The following is a 19,709-nucleotide window of genomic DNA, read 5'->3' as shown; positions in this document are numbered from 1 at the left end:
GCGGCGTTCGGCCCCTCTTCCGAACCTGGCCACCAGGACGGTTGGCGCGCTGATATAGTCGGGCCCGGATGAAGCTCTACGTGATGCGCCACGGTCCGGCGGAGGACGACTCGCCCACCGGCAGGGACGCCGATCGAGCGCTCACGCCTACGGGCCGCGATCGCGTTCGGCACGTGGCCCGAGCCCTCCTCGAAGGGGGAGAGGCGCCCTTCATCGTCCTCTCGAGCCCGCTCGTTCGGGCTCTTCAAACGGCTGAAATCGTGGCCTCAATCACCGGTCTCGATCGACGCGTCGCCGACGAGAAGAAGGCGCGGGCGTCCGGAGGGACCGGGGCCGTCGAGGTGCGTCGCGAGATGGCTCCCGGTGGGGATACGCTCGGCCTCGTCGGAGAGCTCGCACGCGCGGGGCGCAAGCGAGTGATGGTCGTCGGCCACGAGCCGGACCTCTCCCTCCTCGTTTCACGCCTCATCGGACGCCTGCCTAGCGAGGGCATGCTCAAGGCCATGGTCGTCGGCGTGAAGCTGACGCCCACGGCGCCCGAGGTCCAAGGCTCGGGATTCACGTCGAAGTCCCGCTTCGTCCTCGATCCGAAGACGCTCGCGTGGCAACGCGACTGACCAGGTCCTCCGCGAGCGCGGCTCGCGACCGCTCCTAGCAGGACGACACTTCCTGCCCGCAACGAGGAAACGGAACACGCGACCTCACCGATAGGTTGCTCGTGCATGAGCATGCGCGCGTGGCGACTCGTCACGACGCGGCCCGTGAACGTGTGCGACTGGGGGCAAATGCCCCGGGGTCAAGGACTTCCGTATAGGGTCACGAATTGAGTAAAAACGACACGTCCCTACATTGGGTTGGGGGCATTTGCCTACGTATCCAAGTGATTGGTATTGCAGGCGAAAAGCCCCTTCCTTGACAACCCCACCCCTCTCCCTTACCCCCAAAGAGACCCTCCCATGGCCGCCAAGAACGTCCTCCCCAGCATCGACGCTTGGCTCGCTCCGCGAGCGTCGGTGAATCGTTCGGCGGCTTCGGGCCTCGGGCGGGGGCGCTTGAGCCCCATCGTGACGGCGGCCGCGATTCGCATTCCCGAGCGCGTGAGCTCACAGCTCGCGCTCGTGTTTCCCACCCAGTCGCCCGCGCTGTTCGTCCACGAGGGAGCACGCCAGGCGCTCGAGCGCCGGCTCAAGGCGGCCTGCCCGGGCCGGCCCGTGATCCTCTCCATCACGGACAACCGCCACTCGATCATCTCGCACTCGACGCGCCATGGTGTCTTGCACGCCCGCGTCCACCACATGTTCCTCGACGCGCCGCCGCGCGTGGTCGAAGCGCTCGCTCGGTACGTGGCCCGCGGTGATCGCAAGGCGAGCATGCTCGTCGGCCAGTACATCGACGCAAGCGGCTCACGCCTCGCACGTCGCCGTCCTCGCGCGATCCCGCTCGTCGCCAAAGGCAAGCACCACGACCTGCTCGCCATCTTCTCCGAGCTGAATGAGCGCTACTTCGACGGTGGCTGCCACGCGCTCATCACCTGGGGCCGCAAAGCGGGGCGCAAGGCGGTGGAGGGCAAGGCCACCGCCCGCAAGACGATCAAGCTCGGGAGCTACGCTCATCTCGAGCGCCTGATCCGCATCCACCCCGTGCTCGACAAGCCCTGGGTGCCCCGGTACTTCGTGGAGTACGTCGTCTACCACGAGATGCTCCACCACATGATTCCCACGGCCCGTGGGAGCGTGCGGGCGTCGACGTCGAACCTGGCTTCCGCCAAGGGTCAGCTTGCGCGCCGTGTGCTGCATCCGCCGGAGTTCCTCGAGCGTGAGCGCCACTTCCGCAAGTACGAGCGCGCCCTCGACTGGGAGCGTCGTCACATCGGTCGGCTGCTGCGCGCATCCTGACCCGCCGGACTGCGCTCCGCCACGGGTGACGTGGTAGCCTGCCGGCCGTGAAAGCGCCGAATCCACGTCTCTTGGCTTTCTCCGGGCTCGTTTGCACGGGCCTCCTCATGGGTCTCGTCGCGTGCGGCGGCAGTCAGACCCCGCAGGCGAGCGGCCCCCAGCCGGCCACCGCCAAGGAAGGTGAAGTCGCGGATGCCGGGCCCGAGGCAGCGGCGGCGGCCGCCCCGCCGGAGCGACCGTTTGCCGGGTCGGCCACCGAAGCGACTCAGCTCATCAGCGGTGTCGTCGACAAGTACACCGACCCGGTCAGCAAATGCGTTCGGGAGTACCGCGCCAGGAAGAATCTGCCCCGCCAGCGTGTCGAGCTGTCCGTGGGTATCGACCAAGACGGCAGGCTGCTCGGCGTTACGCTGAAAGGAAAGCCGGATCCGACGCTTTCCTCGTGTGTTCAGGACGTGCTGAAGGGCGCGATGTTCCCGCGCAGCCATGCGGGCGTCATCACGGTCACCAAGTCGTACGAGGAGATCGTGCAGTGACCCGACGGAGCGTCGCGCTCCCGGCCGCCAGTTTCTCATGGTGCGCGCTCGCGACGCTCGCGGTCTCGCTCTTGGGTTGTGGTTCGAAGGCGCCTGCGCAGTCGGCGCCGGGCACCTCGGTTTCGGCGGTCAGGAAAGCAGCGGCCCCGCCTCAAGGCGTGGTGGGTCACATCGTGGCGTCGATCGACGAGCGCGCCATCGGTCCCTTCCTGGCGAAGCAACCCGAAGGCTCGGGGCTTGCCGCTTGGATCACGGCGGGTGAGGGCAGTGGCCGCAGGGTCGTCGTCATGCCCTTGGCCGCAAACGGTGAGCCGAGTGGCCCCGAAAAGAGCGTTGGCACCGCCACGATCGACACCACCATGGTCGTCGTGCGGACGATGCGAGGCACGGCACCGGGCTTCGTCATCGCGTGGACCTCGCTGACGGAGCGTGGTGAATCGCTCTGGAGCATCTCCGTCGGTCTGGACGGCACGCCGCGAGGAAAGGCGGTCGAGCTCGCCCGCACCTCCGAAGACGTCGTCTGGGTCGACGTCATCCCCACCGACGCGGGCGCCGTCTGTCTGTGGGCCGAGGAGGTCCACGGTGGCGAGGCGAACATCGTCGCCGCGGCGCTCGACACGGACGGCAAGGTTCGCGGTTTGCCCGCGCGCGTGGCACGCAACGTCACCGGCTGGCACGTGCTCGAATTGCCGGGCGGGGTCGGGATCTCCACGGTGACCGCGGCCGCAACGCCCGTCGCCGAGAAGAAGAAGGACGCGAAGTTCGGCACGGCGGACGCCGCACGAGGTGGCGCCCTGTCGTTCCATCGTCTCGACGCCGAAGGCCATCCGAGCGGTGGCGTCGTGTCGATCGCGGACAAGCCCACGGTCAGTGGCGACGTGGAGGTGGTGCGCGCCGGTTCTCGGCTCGTCTTCGCCTGGACCGATCGCACGACCGAAGAGCCCTTCGTGGCGACGGCGGCGCTCGACGAACACGGTGTCGTGGCGCCTCCGCGCAAGGTGGTCGAGGCACGGGGCGGCGCGGCACTCCTCGGTCTGGCTGCTGGCCCGCACGACCCGGCCCTGATGTGGGAAGCGCCGGCCAGTCGAATCGGTGACGTTCGACATGTACGTGTGGCCCGTGTTGGGCAACACCTTGGTCCCGAAGGGCGACCGCTTACCTTCGACACCATCGGCCGAAGCACGCCCGAGCTCGCGGCGATGGGCAGCGGTTTCGCCGTTCTCGCCACGATGCGCGATTGTGAGCGCGATTCGTCGTGCACGGACGCTCCGATCCTGCCGACGATGCTCCGCACCGACGAGCGTGTCGCGGCGGTGCAGCGCGAGACGCTTACGTTTGGCTCCGATCCCGCGTCACTCGCCTGGGACATGGCTTGCGGCAAGGACATGTGCCTTGCGCTCGCCGCTTCGGGTGCTGGGCCCTCGCGCATACGTACGGCCGAGCTGCGGCCGCGCGTGAACCTGAAGGTCGAACCGCCCGTGCCGACGCCCGTCGTGGTCGAGGGTGGGCCGCGCATCGAAGATCTCACCGCCGTCGTCAGCGGCGAGAGTGTGGTCGACCTGGCGGCGATTCGCGTCGGGGCGTCTACGATGCTCGTGACGCTCAGCGCCCCGGCCGGACGAACGGAGCGGCCCAGGGCCGACGAGTCCGAGCGCGGGCACGGCCTCACCCTGGCCACGCGCATGGTGGACGCGAATGGCGTGGCTTCCTCGCCCATCGTGATCTCGACGCGCGCGCTCGCTGTCGGCGGCGTTGCCATCGCGGCGGCCGAGAAGGCGGAAGACGGCGCTGCGCTGGCGTGGGTCGCACGCGAAAATGGCGACCCCGAAGTGCACGTCACGCGCGTCGACAAGCGCGGGAAGCGAACGAACGACGTCCAGCTGACCACCGCGAAGGGAGACGCGAGCGACGTCGCCATCGTCACCGGAGGCGGCGGATTCATCGTCGCCTGGGTCGACGGCCGCAACGGCAACGGCGAGGTCTACGCGACCAAGGTGATGCCGGACCTCAAGCGCGTCGCGCGGGAAGAACGCATCACGAACGCGCCCGGCGACGCGACCGATCTCGTGGCGCTCGCACGCGGCGAGAACGTATGGCTGGCCTGGGCCGATTCGCGCGAGAGCCCGAAGGACGGCATGGCCGACATCTTCATGAGTGCGATCCGCATGCACGACGCGAAGCGCGCGATCGACGAGCAGCGCGTGCTCGGGACGGCGGCACACTCGCGAACGCCGCAGCTCGTTCCCGCGGGCGACGGCGCCCATCTCGCGTGGATCGAAGAAGCGCCGATGGGCATGGACTCGCCGAGCGCGAGCGGCTTCGGGGCCATGCTCGCCACGCTCGACGCCAACGTGAAGCTCCTGAAGAAGCCGCTCAAAATTCCCTTCGGAGGTGAGGGCGCCCCCACGTCCGTCACGCTCGACGTGAGCGGACCGGTGCTTCGAGCGATCGTCGCCCGCAGCACGGCAGACGCGATTGCCCTCGATGCGGTCGACCTCTCGACGCCCGGTGGCAAGGCGTTTCCGCTGCTCATGCTCGACGGCCCTCCTTCGTTGGACGTGGCTCTCGTGATGGACGGCGACATGGTCTACTTCAACGACGCCGGGCCGAACGTCGCGGACAAGCGCGCCCGTCGTGCGCGCATCGTCTGGCCACGCTGAGCCCATCGCTCGCTGCCTTCCAGGCGCATTGCTAGAACCTCCACGATGAGTCAGGGCGCAAAGGCCGAAGGGACCTTAGGGACCGCCGGCGCTCTCGCGCGCTCGGTGGTCTGGTCGCAGCGCAAGCGACTCGGGCTCGGCCTCGTCCTGCTCGTCGTCGATCGGGCGGCCGGGTTCGTCGTTCCGCTCGCCCCGAAGGTCCTCGTCGACGAGGTGATTGGTCACGGGCGGGTGACGCTGCTGCCCTGGCTCGCGGTGGCGGTGATTGCCGCCGCGATCGTGCAAGCCGTCGCCGTCTTCGCCCTCACGCGTGTGCTCGGGCTTTCGGCCGAGCGCGTGGTGCTGCGCTGGCGTCGTCGCGTGATGGCGCGGGTGACGGCGTTGCCCGTCGCGCGGTTCGACGAAACGCAGGTGGGCACGCTCTCGGCGCGTGTCATGGACGATGCGGCGTCGGTCCAGAGCATCGTGGGGTGGGAGCTCGCACGGTGGACGAGCAACGTGCTCACGTCGGTCGTTGCGTTCGTCGCGCTCCTCTGGATCGACTGGAAGATCACGCTCGCGGCGCTCGCGTTCGTGGCGATCCCGGGGCTCGGCCTCCACTTTTCGCACCGCAAGATGCGACCGCTCTATCGTGAGCGCAGTCGCGCACGGGCGGACGTCCAAGGAAGGCTCACCCAGACCCTTGCCGGTATTCGCATCGTCAAGGCGTATGGTGCCGAGCGACGCGAGGAGCTCGTGTTCACACGCGGACTCCATCGGCTCTTCCGGCTCATTTCGGAGGCCACCACGCGCAAGTCGGCGATGAACGCGGTGGCGTCGGTCGTCTCGGCGAGCGTCGTCGCGATCGTGGTGGTGCTCGGCGGGCGCTCCATCCTCGCGGGGCAAATGTCCCTCGGTGACTTCGGAAGCTACATCGCGTTCGCGCTCATGTTCGCGAGCCCGCTCCTCGACCTGCCCGAAATCGCGACCCGCGTGAGCGAAACGCTGGCCGACCTCGATCGCGTTCGCGAGATCGAGGCCATGACTCCGGAGCTCTCGGGCGACGAGTCGCGCGCCGCGCTCGGCCGCGTGCGGGGCGACGTGACGTTCGAGCGGGTCGGCTTCGAGTACTCGGCGGGCGTTCCGGTGCTCGAAGACGTTACCTTCGATGTCCCGGCGGGAACGACGGTGGCCATCGTGGGCCCGAGCGGTGCGGGGAAGAGCACGCTTCTCTCGTTGCTCCTCGCCTTCCATCGCCCGACGCACGGTCGCATCCTCATCGACGGCCGCGACCTGTCGACCGTGCGCCTCCGTGATTACCGAAAGATCCTCGGCGTCGTGCTCCAGGACGAGTACCTCTTCGACGCGACCATCGCCGAGAACATCGGGTTCGGCCGTCCCACCGCCACGCGCGAAGAGATCGCGGCAGCGAGCCGGCTCGCCCACTGCGATGAGTTCGTGCGGCAGCTCGAAGACGGCCTCGACACGGTCGTCGGTGAGCGCGGCGTGAAGCTCTCGGGAGGCCAACGCCAGCGTGTGGCCATCGCTCGCGCCATCCTGGCGGATGCGCGCGTGCTGGTGCTCGACGAGGCGACCTCGAGCCTCGACAGCCTCAGCGAGACCGCGATACGCGAGGCCATGGTGACGCTCCGCAAGGGGCGAACCTCGTTCGTCATTGCCCATCGGCTGTCGACGGTACGGAGCGCCGACCTCATTCTCGTGCTCGACCGCGGCGCGATCGTCGAGCGGGGAACGCACGAGGAGCTCCTGGCACGGCCCTCGCGCTACCGGACCCTTTACGAGGCCCAGCACGCGTTTTCGGACGAGCCCATCGCTTCGGAGTGACGGAACAGCGCGAAATCGCGCCTCTTCGCCAGCCTGACCGGCCGGGGGGCATTTCTCACGCAACTCTTCCCGGGGTGGGCCGAACGGGGAGGCATCATGGACAGCCCCCGAATTGCCGCCCGCCCCGACGTCAGCATCGCCACCACTGCCCCGCGCGTCACCCCCACGCCGCCGCGCACCCAGTTCAAGGAAGTCCTTTCCCAGTCGGTCGTGCGTGGCGCCGAGACCGCCATGCGCGTGCTTCCCGGCTCTCCGCTGATGGCCGTTGCCCTCCGGGGTGCAGGCGGCCCGGTTGGATCACTCGGAGTTCCGATGACCGGCACCGGATCAGCCGTCCGATCGGCCACGCCGGAAGGCCCCGTTGCCCTCGGCAGCGGCCTCGGAGGCGCGGTACCGAGCGTCGGAAGCAGCGCGCTTGCGGCTGCGACCGGCACGACCGGCTCCGGTTCGGGCGCCGTCGGCGCGACCGGCACGGGGGACGCCAGCATTGAGGCCTCGCTCCAGCAGAGCCAGGACATGAACCTCTACTACCTGCAGATTCAGGAGGCCGTGAACGCGCAGAACCGCACGTTCTCCGCGCTCTCCAACGTGCTCAAGGCCGAGCACGACACGGTCAAAACGGCCATCGGCAACATCCGCTGAAAACGGTCCCGCGAAGCCGGCCGCGGCGGGTCCACGCTCGGCCGGTCTTCGGGTGTCACGACGAGATCCTTTTGCTAGCCTGAGGTGGTCCCATGGGTATCGACCGGATTGGAAAAGGCGGGGGTCTCCCCCCGATGCCCACGACGGGTGGCGCGGACGCAAGCAACGCGACCGGCTCCTCGCAGGGCCCCTCGAAGACGTTCCAGGTCGAACGGACTTCCGGGCAGGCACCTGCCGAGCGCGCAGGCAACGTCGAAGGCGCCAGCGGCGCGTCACCGCTCGAGCGCCTTCGCGCGGGTGAGATCGACGTTCACGGGTACATCGATCTGAAGGTCGATCAGGCGACCGCAGGCCTGTCGGGGCTCTCGCCGAGCGAGCTCGCCCACATCAAGAACACGCTCCGTGATCAGATGGCGAGCGATCCTGGTCTGGCCGACCTCGTTCGCGCGGCCACGGGCCAGACGCCCAAGCTTCCCGAAGAAGACTGACGCGACCAGCCTCCTGCGCTGGGGCCGACACCGAGTTTCGCGCTAACGTGCGCTCGTGAGCTCGATCGACCGTCGGTCCTTTCTTGGCGCCCTTGCATTGCTCGGCTGTTCGCGTCGCGACCAGGCCGTGGCCGAGCCGCCCGCGCCCGTCGCGAAGGCGCTGCCGGAGATGCCCGAGGCGGGCGCCGAACCGATGCCTCGCGGTCAGGTCGGAACGCAGACGTGGACCTTCGAGGGAGGCGGCCGCGCGGTCGTGGTGCAGCCGACCTGGATCAAGGCCGGTGAGCGATTGCCTCTGCTCATTGCCCTCCACGGTCGAGGTGAAGCACTCAAGGGGCCCGAGCTCGGCGCGATGGGATGGCCGAAGGACTACGCGCTGCTGCGAGCCATCGCGCGCCTGTGCGCGCCGCCGATCACGCCGCCCGATCTCGAGAACTTCGTCGACGAAAAGCGCCTCGCCGAGACGAATCGCGATCTCGCGGCGCGTCCTTGGAAAGGGCTCGTCGTGCTCTGTCCTTACCTGCCGGACGTCGATCTGCGGAAGCCGGCCAAGATTCGCGAATATGGCGATTACCTGCTGAAGAGCGTGCTCCCTCGTGCGTCGCGCGAGCTTCCGATTGTGGCCTCGCCGGCGGCGATCGGAATCGACGGTGTGTCGCTCGGCGGCGCCGTTGCATTGCGCGTCGGTCTCGGGGCGCCCGAGGCCTTCGGGGCGGTCGGCACGCTGCAGGCTGCCATCGGCGAAGATCAAGTTGCCGAGCTCACCGAGCTCGCGAAAACCGCGCGTGCGAAGAACCCGGCGCTTGCGCTGCGTCTCCTCACGAGCAAGGAAGACTACTTCCACAACGCCATCACGAAGACCTCGGCCGCTTGGCGTGCGGCGGGCATCGAGCACGATTTTGCCGACGTGCCCGGCCCCCACGATTACCCGTTCAATCGTGGGCCAGGCGCGATCGAAATGCTCCTCTGGCACGACCGAAAACTCGCGCGAGCGTGACCGCCCGGCCCGACCGGGATGTTTGCTAGCATGCACGCGCCATGGCAGAGCCCGCGCCGACCAAGGGAACACTCGGGAAGGAGCGCGGCTCGTCGTGGCTCGTGACGCTCGATGCGCTCGCACGCGATCAAGCGCTCGCCGATCGTAGGTACGTTGGTGGCAAAGCGTCGCGACTGGCGTGGCTTAGGCGGCACGGATTCTTCGTCCCGGATACCTGGGTCATTCCAGAACGCGCGTTCGCCGCCGCCCTCCGTGAGCTCCCGCCGGCATGCGAGCCTCGCTCGCTCTTGCGCGCGGCCACGGGGCGCGCCGTGTACTCGCGCGCAGCCGAGGCGCGCGAACAGATCCTCGAAGCGAGGCTTCCGCACGGCCTCGAAGACGAGCTCGCCGAAATCTGGCGAACGCAAGGAAGCAAAGCCCCGTGGGGATTCGCCGTGCGCTCGAGCGCCACCTGCGAAGACGGCGCGCTCGTTTCGATGGCCGGCCTCGCCGAATCCGTGCTCGGTGTCCGGGGCGCATCGGGGCTCGTCAACGCGGTTCGGCGCGTGTGGGCGTCGATCGCTTCGGGGCGCGCGCTCGGTTACCTCGCCACGCACGGCATTCGCGATGTCGGCATGGCCGTCGTCATCCAGCCCGTCGTTCCTGCCTCGGCCGCGGGCGTCATGTTCACGCGCCGGAGCGCGGGGCCTCGTGAGCGCATCGTCAATGCCGGCTTCGGGCTCGGTGCTCCCGTCGTCGACGGCGTCACCACCCCGGACATGCTCCGCATCGGCGAAGACGGCCGTGTGCTCGAGCAGATCGTGGCGCGCAAGCCTCGAACCACGATCATCGGCGAGGCCGGAATCGTTGAGCGCCCGGCCGAGAGCCCCGACGCGCCTGCGCTGAGCTCTTCGATGATCGCCGAGCTCAGCGACATTGCGCGCCGTCTCGAGCGCATCGAGGACGTTCCCTGGGACGTCGAGTTCGCATGCGAAGCCTCGAACGAAAACGGATCGGGCCGCGTGTGGATCGTGCAGGCGAGGCACGTCACCGGCCTGGGCTTCCCCGAAGGCGGCGATCAGAACACGGTGTGGAGCAGCGCGAACGTCGGTGAGGCGTTGCCCGGTGTGGCCACGCCCTTCACGTGGTCGATCGCGGGGGCGTACAGCGAAGCCGGCTTCCGCAAGGCGTTCGGCACGTTGGGGTGCACGGTTCCGAAACACGCTCGCCTCGTTGGCAACGTGTACGGGCGCTTCTATCTGAACCTCAGCGAGTTCATGCGCATTGCCGCGCAGGTGCCCTGGCTGGATCCGAGAACGCTGGTCGACCTGGGGGGTGGATCGGGAGGCGAAGAGCTCGCGAACCAGGTCGGGACGGTCTCGCATCGTGGCTTCTATGCACGATTGCCGCTCACCGCGACGCGCCTCCTGCGCGAGCAGCTCCGCCTCGATCAGCACGTGGCGCGGTTCGAGGCCGAAGCTGAGCGCGCCTTCCGTCTCCACAACGCGCTCGACCTGGCGATCCTGCCGGACGAGGGCGTCGGGCGGAAGATTCGCGACGTCCAGGACCTCCTCGAGCGCACGGGCGACGTGATGCTCACGTGCGCCTCGAGCGCGCTCGGCACGCACATCTTGCTGAAGACCGTGCTCTCCCGCGTCGAGCCGCTCGAAGCCGAACGGCTGGCGCACGATCTCACGCGTGGCATTCGTGATCTCGAGAGCGCTCGGCCCGCGATCGGTGTCGCACGCATCGTGAACCTCGCGCGGCGTGACCCCGAAGCCCGCGAGGCGCTCGCGCACGAAGGCGCGACCGTGAGCGCGCTCCCCGATGGCCCCACGAAGCGCGCACTCGTGGCGTTCCTCGATCTCTACGGCGATCGTGTCGTGCGCGAAGCCGAGCTCTCGACGCCGCGCTGGAAGGAAGACCCGCGGCCGGTACTGGCGATGATCCGCGCGGCGCTCCGCGGTGATCCGCGCGACGTCGAGCCGAACCTCGCCCGCGCTCGCGACGGAGCGCACGCCTCGATGCAGGCTCTGTTGCCGCGCCTGAACATCGCCGAGCAGACGCTCGTTCGCCATCTCGTGACGCGCGCGCAGACCGCCGCGCGTCGTCGCGAGCAGATGCGTACGTGGGTCACGCGTGTGCTCGGCATGCTCCGGGATGTGGCACTCGATGCCGACCGGCGCATCTTGCGGCTCGTGCCCGAGCTCGCGCGCGATTGGGCGGCCATCCAGCGGGATACGCGCTCGGAGCTCGCGAGCATCCCGTCCGTCTTTTTCCTCACGGTCGACGAAGTGGTGACCGCGCTGCGTTCGTCCCGCACCGACCTCGGACCGCTCGTGCGCGCACGTCGTGCGGAGTTCGCGAGGGATCGGGCCCGACCGGATCCTCCCGCCACCTTCATCGGCGCGCCGCCTTCGGTGCAGCTGCCTCCGAGTGGCGGTGACGTCCTCCGCGGCATCGGAGCGAGCTCGGGCGTCGTCGAAGGGCGCGCGCGCGTGCTGCTCTCGGCTTCGCAGATGAGCGAGCTCGAGCCCGGTGAGGTCCTGGTCGTCCACACCACCGACGTGGGCTGGACTCCGCTCTTCTGCCTGGCCGCCGGCGTCGTCACCGAGCTCGGCGGTCCGCTGAGTCATGCGGCGGTCGTGGCGCGTGAGCTCGGCGTTCCGAGCGTCGTGAACGTCGACGGCGTCACGCGCGCGCTGCGCACCGGCGATCGCCTGCGTGTCGACGGCGACCGTGGTGTGGTCGAGCGACTTCCCGCCGAAACGAAATCCCAGTGAAAAACCGTGTGAAACGATGGATCGTCCGTCCGGGTGACGGCGTTCGCGTCGAAGATATCGTCCGTCGTGCCGGAGAAGACGTGTGCGCGATCGCCGAGGGCCGCGTCTTCGTCGGCAAGAAGCGCGTCGCCCGTGCCGACGAGCCCGTAAAGCCCGGCGATGAAGTTCGAATCGGCGAGGCCGATCCCGGCGTGGCCGGTGTCTCGATCCTCTTTTCGCGCGATGGCCTCCTTGCGTGCGTGAAGCCTGCGGGCATCCCCACCGTGCCCGATCATGCGGGCGCTTCGCATTCGCTCGTCGCCGTCGTCGCGCGCCAAGCGGGGCTTCGTCCGGACGCGCTCCGCATCACGTCGCGCCTCGATCGCGAGGTGAGCGGGGTCGTCGTCTTCGCGACCGACGCGGATGCCGAGGCCCGGCTCAAGCGCGCACGCGAAGAGGGGAAATATGCACGGCGCTACGTCGCCATCGCTTCGGCCGAAAAGCTCGGCGAGCGAGGTACGTGGGATGCGCCGATCGGGCTCGGAAAGGATGCGCGTCATCGCGCCGCCTTCGGACCGGATGCCAAGCCTTCGCGCACGGTCTGGGCCGTTGCAGGTCGGGCAGGGGAGGCGTTTGCGCTGCTCGCCGTTTCCCCCGTCACCGGGCGAACGCACCAGATCCGCGTTCACGCCGCGCACGCCGGCGCGCCGCTTCTCGGCGATCGTGACTATGCGGGCGTGACGAGGACCACGTTGCCGAACGGACGGGTCGTTGCCCTACCGCGCATCGCGCTCCACGCCGCCCGTGTCGTCGTCCCGGCGGCGAACGGCGAGCCACTCGTCGCCCTGGCCCCGATCCCGATGGAGCTCGACCGTATGTGGGCGGAACTTGGCGGCCGGCGCGAAGCGTGGGATACGGCCATTGCGTGCGACCTCGAACTGTGAAGCTCCGCCGTCTCTGGCGCCTGTTCCTGCCTCTTGTCGGGCTTCCGCTCGTCGCCGTGTTCTGCCTGCCGAACGGCGACGCGTCGGCCGCCGGACCGTCTCCGGCGGACGCCGCGGCTCCTTCCGACGCGGGCACGTCGAAGGGGGCCGGCAAAGACACGGGCGCCCCGATCTCGAAAACCCCGCCTGATCCCCCGGCGATGGCCGAGCGCGAGCAGTGGGTCTTCGACCTCCGCTACGACAAGGGCGAGATTTACCTGCTCGCGGTTCACAAGCAGGACATGGGCTCGCCCCACGTCACCCCTCGTGTCATGGGCCGTTTTGCGCTCGAGCTCTTCGAAGGGCCGACCCTCATCGAGCGGGTGCGCTTCGATTTTCCGATGCTCGGTGTGCCCATGGCGCCGGACGCCGGGATGAACACGCCACCGCGCTTCGAGCCGAAATTGAAGACCCGCATCGGCGTCTTCTTCCCCGCGACCAAGCGCGGAACGCGGCTCGAGCTCTGGGATCGCGCGCGTGACATGCGTTGGCCGTTGCCGTGGCCGCCGAAGGAGGGGGTCATCGCCCCTCCGGCTACGCCGTAAGTCACGTAATCACCACGATTTTGCCTGGAGCTCCGCCGTGCGGCGTTCCGTCAGATCGGCCGGGGTTGTCAGCCGTAGGAAGGGGATGACTCTCCGTGCGGATCCTCGGCAAGAACTCTCAGATTGTGCGACCCTTCTGGCGATGACTCAGGGCGATGTTGGGCAGGATCCGCTCGTCGGCGCGACGATTGCTGGCAAGTACAAGGTCGTGAAGCAGCTTGGCGAGGGCGGCATGGGCTGCGTGTACCTCGCCGAGCAACAACTCGGGTCCACGGCGCGAAAGGTCGCGCTCAAGACGCTTCACAAGCACCTCTCACACGATCCGAGCATCCAGGCCCGCTTCGACCGTGAGGCTGGAACCGTCGCCGCTCTCGAACACCCCAACACGATCCAGGTGTTCGACTACGGCAAGATGGATGACGGCACGCTCTACATCGTCATGGAGTTCGTCCAGGGACGGAGCGTCGCCGACATCCTCGAGAAGGACGGCCCGATGCAGCCGTCGCGCGTCGAGCACATCATGAAGCAGGTGTGCGGCTCGCTCGAGGAGGCGCACGGCCACGGCATCATCCACCGCGATCTCAAGCCCGACAACGTCGTCCTCTGCGAGCGCGCCGGCCAGAAGGACTGGGTCGAGGTCCTCGACTTCGGCATCGCCAAGCGCTCGAACGAACACGATCCGAACGAGGCGAAGCTCACGCAGCAGGGCATGGTTCTCGGAACCCCGCCCTACATGAGCCCGGAGCAGTTCACCGGTCAGCCCATCGACGTCCGCTCGGACATCTACGCGCTCGGCGTGATGGCGTACGAGATGCTCACCGCGCGCCTGCCGTTCGAGGCGAACACGGCGTGGGAGTGGGCGTCGAAACACATGACCGAGATGCCGACGCCGCTCGAGCGTCAGCCCCTCGGCTCGAACGTCCCGGCCGCCCAGAAGGCGGCGATCATGAAGGCGCTCGCCAAGAACAAGGAAGAGCGCTTCGTCAGCGTGCGCGAGTTCATCGATGCCTTCACCGGCAACACGCCCGTGAGCGCCGGAGCGTCCGCGCAGGCGGCCGCCGGGAAGACGGAAGCCGTGCCCGCGATGGACGCCGCTGCTCCGATGAGCGGCGGCGTGGGACGCGCGAAGACGGAGATGGCGCAGCCCATGATGGGTGGCGGGCCTCCCGCCGGAAGTTCGCCGCAATACGGGAACGCTCCTTCGCCGTCATTCGCGGGGCCGCCGCCGGCTTCGCCGAACGCGCCCGCGAAGAAGGGCGGAAACGGACTCGTCATCGGCCTCGGCGTTCTCGCCGTGCTGCTCCTCGGCGGCGGTGGCATCGCCATGCTCTCCGGCAAGAAGTCGACGCCGACGCCCGTGACCACCTCGCTCACCGACATGAACGCGACGGCGACGGCCACGGCGAGCGCGACGACGGCGGCGGCAACGCCCACCGACACGGCCAGCGCCGCGCCGCTCGAGGCGCCCACTGTCGCCGCGCCGCTCGAGACGCCGCAGGCCAAGGCGGCCACGCAACCTGCGGGTGGTGGAGCCACGAAGCCGGGCGGAAACAAGACTCCGACGCCCGTTCCGACGCCGCAGCCTACGCAGAAGGTCGACCCGCCGGTTTGCATCCAGGCGCGCACGGCCAAGGTGAGCAAGCAGCCGGCTGCCATCGTGAACTCGCTCGAGGCCAAGTGCCGGGCGGCGGGCGGCACGCCCTGAGGCGAATCGCTCGCGTCGGAGACTGACGAATCGATGCAATGCCCGTCGTGTCATAGCTTCATCGAAGGCAATCCTCCGTTTTGTTCGACGTGCGGTGCGCCGATGCCGAGGGACGTGGTGGACCCGCTCGTCGGTCGCGTGCTCCACGGCAAGTACAAGGTCGTGAAGCTTCTCGGCGAAGGCGGCATGGGAGCCGTCTACGTCGGCGAACAATCGCTCGGCCCGACGGTGCGCAAGGTCGCCATCAAGACCTTGCACAGCCACCTCTCGCGCGATCCGCAGATCCGCGAGCGCTTCCACCGTGAGGTCGGGACGCTCGCCGGGCTCGAGCACCCGAACACGGTCCAGGTCTTCGACTTCGGTACCACCGAAGACGGCCTGCTCTTCATCGTCATGGAGTTCGTCCAGGGCGAGAGCATCGCGACGGTGCTCGAGAAGGGCGGGGCCATGGCTGCCGCGCGCGTGCAGAAGGTCCTCACGCAGATTTGCGGCTCCCTCGCGGAAGCCCACAGCAAGGGGATCATCCATCGCGACCTGAAGCCCGACAACGTGATCCTCACGGATCGCGCGGGTCAGAAGGACTTCGTCAAAGTCCTCGACTTCGGTATCGCCAAGCGTAGCGGCGAGGAAGACCGCAACGAGGCGAAGCTCACGCAGCAGGGCATGGTCCTCGGAACCCCGCCCTACATGAGCCCGGAGCAGTTCACGGGCCAGCCGCTCGACGTCCGCTCGGACATCTATTCACTCGGCGTGATGGGCTACGAGATGCTCACCGGCCAGCTTCCCTTCGAGGCGAAGACGGCCTGGGAGTGGGCCACGCTGCACATGACCGCGGCGCCCAAGGCGCTCGAAGCCACGCCCAACGGCGCAGCCCTGCCGGAGTCGATGCGCGGCGCGATCATGCGCGCGCTCGCGAAGAGTCCCGATCAGCGCTTCGCGTCCGTGAACGACTTCCTCGATCGCTTCACGGGAACCGCGCCGGCAGACGGCCCGGAGATCGCGCGTCGCCAGCCGACCGTGCAAGATGCACCCGCCTACGGTGCGCCGCCTCCTGCCTACGGAGCGCCCCCTGCGATGGGCGCCGACCCGCAGAAGGGGAAGACCCAGATGGGGGAGCCGCTCGCGTTCCCGCCGGGGTTCGGAGCGAGTCCTGCGCCGCCCGCGTACGGCTCGCCGGCCGGAGGAACGTCGCCGGGGATGGCTGCCGCGCCGATGGTCGCGCAGGCATCGTCTCCCTATGGTGCCCCCCGCCTGCGCCCGCGTACGGAGGCGTTCCTCACGCGCCGCCGCCTGCGTCCCGTCAGGGTAGCAACAAGGGCCTTATCCTCGGCGCTGCGGGCCTCGTCGCGGTGCTGAGCATCGGCGCGATCCTCCTCGGAACCGGCGCGCTCGGTGGCGGTTCGAAGGATCCCGTCCCGATGGAGTTCGACGCGGGGCTGTCCACGCAGGTCACGCCGACGGCGGCTCCGACCGTGCCGGCGACGGCCGCGCCGACGATTGCTCCGGTGCCGACGGAAGCTCCGCCCCTCAACGCGGGGCCGGCTGTGAAACCTCAGCCTGCTCCGGGGCCGGCGCCGAAGCCCACGGTGAATCCGACGCCGACTCCGCCGCCGACGCCGGCACCGACCCCCACGCCGCACCCTACGCCTCCTCCGGCGCCCACGCCCACGCCCACGCCTCCTCCAACGCCGGCGCCCACGCCCACGCCTCCCCCGGCGCCCACGCCCACGCCGCCGAGGAGCGATCCCGCCGTGTGCATTCGAGCGCGAACTGCGCGCGCCAGCAGGCAGCCGGCGGCCATCGTGAACAGTCTGGAAAAGCAGTGCCGCGACCAAGGCGGAACGCCCTGAGCGGCGTCGTCTGATTCGCGCACCTCAAGCTTCATGGCGATCCGTCGTTCCGATGGATCGTCATGCACACGCCCGCACCCACGATCGACCGACCCCTCTTGTCGGTGTGCATGATCGTCAAGAACGAGGAGCTGAACCTCGGTCGCGCGCTCGCGAGCCTCGCGGGGCTCGATGCCGAGCTCGTCGTCGTCGACACGGGCTCCACGGATCGCACGGTGGAGATCGCGCTCGAACATGGCGCGCGCGTCGTCTCGTTCGCGTGGGTCGACGACTTCTCGGCAGCTCGTAACTTCGCCTTCGCGCATGCGAGGGCCGCATGGATGCTCGTGCTCGACGCGGACGAAGCCGTCACGCCTGCGTTCATCGACGGCGTCGCCGAGGTCCTCGAAAAATCGAACGCCGGAGGGGTTCGCATTCCCGTCCGCTGCGTCGACGACGCCGGTCGGCTCCAGCAGCGTGTCTCGTCGACGCGCATCGTTCGCAACGGCCACGGCTATGCGTACGAGAATCGAATCCACGAGGACGTCGAAGGTTCGATCCTTCGCGCCGGAGGCACACTCGAAGACGCCGAGCTGCCCATCGTGCATCGCGGCTACACCGCAGCGGAGAATCAACGCAAGGGCCGGTTCGAGCGCAATCTCCGCCTGACGATGGCCGCGCACGAAGCCTCGCCCGCCGATCCGCGCCACTGGCACTACCTCGGCCTCGAGCTCGCCATCGCCGGTGACTATGGGCGCGCCGCGATCTGGTTCGAGCGGGTCGTGACGCGAAGTCCGGAGCACGTGCTTGCAGGCTGGTCGGCGAGTCAGCTGGCGGCCATTCGCGTGGCGGAACGTGCCTTCGGCGCCGCGTGGGACGCTGCGAAATTCGGGACCGGCGTGAAGCTCGGACGCGTGCCTTCGCTCTTTCTGCTCGGTGACCTCGCCGTTCGCGATGGCGATCCGGAGACGGCGCTCGGATGCGTCGAGCAGCTCGAGAAGCTGCCGAGTCGGGTCGAAGGTGACGTGGCCCGGCGGGTCGAGGCAACGCTCGTGCTTCGCGCCAATGCGCTCGCAGAGCTCGGTTCGGCGCGCCAAGCGTACGATCTGCTCGTTCGTGCCGTGCGCCGATTCCCGGCCGACGCAGCGATTGCCGATGCGCTCGTGAAGGTGGCCGAGCGCATCCATCCGGGGCCACGAGCCTGGGCGATTGCAGCGAAGGATACGGACGGTGCTCCGTCGGTCTTGGCGGCGACGATCGGTGGGCTCGTTCGCGTACGCGCGTGGTCTGCGGCGGCGGCCATCGGCGATCGTCATGGCCTTCGCAACGAGCACTACTCGTATGCGCTCGCTCGTCTCGGGCGGATCGTCGAAGCGCGCGAAGTCCTCACGAGCTTCGGCGACAGTGCAGCCGTGCATCGGTTCCTCGTCGGCCTCGAGCGGCGAGACGAGAAGCTCGTCGCCGACGCCCTTTTCTTCTTGCCCGAGCGCGCCGCTGTCGTCGCCGAGTGCCTCTTCGGCGAGAGGCCCGCTCCGCGTGAGCTCGCGTGGCTCTTGATGGATTGGTTGCAGATTGCACTTTCGCACAGGGCCGACGCCGTCGTCGAGGATCTGGTTCGCAGCCTGCCTGGGCGGCCGTCCGAGCGTGCCGCCCTCCACGCGCTGCACGTCTACGAGGCGGGTGAGCCCATGAGCGCACTGCGAATCGCCCTCGATTGCGCGACCGAACCCGAAGGGGCGGAGGTCATCGGCCTCGTGGCCTTCGAGCGTGGAGACTTCGATGCGGCCGCGAAGCTTCTCCTCCAGCGGGTCCGCGCGGGCGACGCTTCGGTGCGCGTGCTCCGACGCACGAAGGAAGCGCTCTCGAAGATCGGCGCGAAAGCGCTCGCCGGCGAAGTTCTCGCGGAGGCTCGTGCCAGCCGGCCACACGCGCGTGCGTTCCGCGAAGCGGTTGCTCGCGTCGACAAACACCGAGCGCGTCTCCCGTACGCCACGCCGTGAAGCGAAGGCAGGAGCCCGGCCGTGAGGGGGCGTCGAAGCATTGCTGCTCAGCTCCAGATGAACGCGGCCGCGATCGCCTTGTTGTGCCGCCCGCAGGCAGTAGTAGGGTTCGGGATACGCACTCCATGCATCCCGAGCTCTTCGGTCCTACCGGCCTCGCAAACGCGCTCTCGCGTGACGGGTTCTCGTTCGTCCAGGCCGAGGGCATTCGCCCCATTCTCGAGGCCGCGGGGCTGCGCGATTGGGAAGCCTTCGCGGAGACGTGGAACGACCTGGGCGTCGACACGTTCATGGCCGATGGTGGCCGGTATCGACGGCGTCGCTTCGCGGCGTTTGCCTCCTCCTCGGATGGTCTCGCTCGAAAAGCGCATCAGCCGCACTACCAGAGCCGCGACTACAACCCGCTGAACGGAGGCGTGGCGCGCTGGTTCGAGCCCATCACCGACGAAGTCGCGGAGCATCCCGCGATGCAGGCCATCCTGACAACGTGCCACCGCCTCTTCGACGGCCTTACCCCCGAGGAGACGCGCCCGCCCGTCTGGCACGTCGAGGTCCACCAGTTCCGCATCGAGACGAGCCCCGATCACGAAGGCAAACCCACGCCCGAAGGCATGCACCGCGACGGTGTCGACTGGGTGATGGTGATGCTCGTGAAGCGCGAGAACATCGCGAGCGGTAAGACGATGATGGAAGACGTCGCTCATCGTCCCATCGGAAGCTTCACGCTGACGCAGCCGATGGATGTGGCGCTCGTGGATGACGATCGCGTCTTCCACGGCGTCACGGCGCTCTCGCGGCTCCACCCCGAGAAGCTCGCGTATCGTGACGTGCTCGTCGTGACGTTCCGTCGTGCGTGAGACGGCG

The 19,709-nt window shown here is 68.6% G+C and carries 16 protein-coding genes; all 16 read left to right on the top strand.

The genetic code is table 11. The features are described from left to right. Positions 1 to 68: 68 nt before the first annotated feature. The 16 genes from AKJ09_RS11735 to AKJ09_RS11660 all read left to right on the top strand — a co-directional run bounded on the left by AKJ09_RS11735 (position 69) and on the right by AKJ09_RS11660 (position 19,702). A complete protein-coding gene (locus AKJ09_RS11735) occupies positions 69 to 617 on the top strand; it encodes a SixA phosphatase family protein (protein ID WP_146647283.1) in 549 nt (182 codons plus the stop codon). A gap of 339 nt (positions 618 to 956) precedes the next feature. After that, positions 957 to 1,895 (top strand): hypothetical protein, encoded by a 939-nt coding sequence (locus AKJ09_RS11730; RefSeq protein WP_240488443.1) that lies wholly within the window; start codon positions 957 to 959, stop codon positions 1,893 to 1,895. Between the two features lie 47 nt (positions 1,896 to 1,942). Next, on the top strand, positions 1,943 to 2,431 hold the full coding sequence (locus AKJ09_RS11725) for a hypothetical protein (protein ID WP_146647282.1): 489 nt from the start codon (positions 1,943 to 1,945) through the stop codon (positions 2,429 to 2,431). After that, positions 2,428 to 5,091 (top strand): hypothetical protein, encoded by a 2,664-nt coding sequence (locus AKJ09_RS11720; protein WP_146647281.1) that lies wholly within the window; start codon positions 2,428 to 2,430, stop codon positions 5,089 to 5,091. Before AKJ09_RS11725 ends, AKJ09_RS11720 begins: the two co-directional genes overlap by 4 nt. Positions 5,092 to 5,136: 45 nt before the next feature. After that, complete coding sequence (locus AKJ09_RS11715; protein ID WP_146647280.1) at positions 5,137 to 6,915, top strand: ABC transporter ATP-binding protein; 1,779 nt, start codon at positions 5,137 to 5,139, stop codon at positions 6,913 to 6,915. A 96-nt stretch (positions 6,916 to 7,011) separates the two neighbouring features. Further along, a complete protein-coding gene (locus AKJ09_RS11710) occupies positions 7,012 to 7,557 on the top strand; it encodes a hypothetical protein (protein WP_146647279.1) in 546 nt (181 codons plus the stop codon). A 92-nt stretch (positions 7,558 to 7,649) separates the two neighbouring features. Then, on the top strand, positions 7,650 to 8,045 hold the full coding sequence (locus AKJ09_RS11705; RefSeq protein WP_146647278.1) for a hypothetical protein: 396 nt from the start codon (positions 7,650 to 7,652) through the stop codon (positions 8,043 to 8,045). Between the two features lie 55 nt (positions 8,046 to 8,100). Then, the gene (locus tag AKJ09_RS11700; RefSeq protein ID WP_146647277.1) at positions 8,101 to 9,042 is read left to right on the top strand and encodes an alpha/beta hydrolase; all 942 of its coding nucleotides are present in this window, start codon (positions 8,101 to 8,103) and stop codon (positions 9,040 to 9,042) included. A 41-nt stretch (positions 9,043 to 9,083) separates the two neighbouring features. Then, positions 9,084 to 11,804 (top strand): PEP/pyruvate-binding domain-containing protein, encoded by a 2,721-nt coding sequence (locus AKJ09_RS11695; RefSeq protein WP_146647276.1) that lies wholly within the window; start codon positions 9,084 to 9,086, stop codon positions 11,802 to 11,804. Next, complete coding sequence (locus AKJ09_RS11690; RefSeq protein WP_169927463.1) at positions 11,801 to 12,727, top strand: RluA family pseudouridine synthase; 927 nt, start codon at positions 11,801 to 11,803, stop codon at positions 12,725 to 12,727. Before AKJ09_RS11695 ends, AKJ09_RS11690 begins: the two co-directional genes overlap by 4 nt. After that, positions 12,709 to 13,311, top strand: coding sequence for a hypothetical protein (locus tag AKJ09_RS11685; RefSeq protein WP_146647274.1), 603 nt, complete (start codon positions 12,709 to 12,711; stop codon positions 13,309 to 13,311). Before AKJ09_RS11690 ends, AKJ09_RS11685 begins: the two co-directional genes overlap by 19 nt. A 142-nt stretch (positions 13,312 to 13,453) precedes the next feature. Next, a complete protein-coding gene (locus AKJ09_RS11680; RefSeq protein ID WP_169927462.1) occupies positions 13,454 to 15,016 on the top strand; it encodes a serine/threonine protein kinase in 1,563 nt (520 codons plus the stop codon). Positions 15,017 to 15,118: 102 nt separating this feature from the next. Continuing rightward, positions 15,119 to 16,372, top strand: a complete 1,254-nt coding sequence (locus tag AKJ09_RS11675; protein ID WP_169927461.1) for a serine/threonine-protein kinase — start codon at positions 15,119 to 15,121, stop codon at positions 16,370 to 16,372. Beyond that, positions 16,366 to 16,866, top strand: a complete 501-nt coding sequence (locus AKJ09_RS54235; RefSeq protein ID WP_205633689.1) for a hypothetical protein — start codon at positions 16,366 to 16,368, stop codon at positions 16,864 to 16,866. The genes AKJ09_RS11675 and AKJ09_RS54235 overlap by 7 nt, the downstream gene beginning before the upstream one ends. A gap of 110 nt (positions 16,867 to 16,976) precedes the next feature. Beyond that, positions 16,977 to 18,845, top strand: a complete 1,869-nt coding sequence (locus AKJ09_RS11665) for a tetratricopeptide repeat-containing glycosyltransferase family 2 protein (RefSeq protein WP_169927460.1) — start codon at positions 16,977 to 16,979, stop codon at positions 18,843 to 18,845. Positions 18,846 to 18,970: 125 nt separating this feature from the next. Then, complete coding sequence (locus AKJ09_RS11660) at positions 18,971 to 19,702, top strand: 2OG-Fe dioxygenase family protein (RefSeq protein WP_146647270.1); 732 nt, start codon at positions 18,971 to 18,973, stop codon at positions 19,700 to 19,702. Positions 19,703 to 19,709: the final 7 nt, after the last annotated feature.

Origin of the sequence: Labilithrix luteola (assembly GCF_001263205.1) — a bacterium.
In the GTDB taxonomy this organism is placed as follows: Bacteria; Myxococcota_A; Polyangia; order Polyangiales; family Polyangiaceae; genus Labilithrix; species Labilithrix luteola.
Note: the sequence above shows the minus strand (reverse complement) of the source record. Positions and strands in the feature narration are given on the sequence as shown.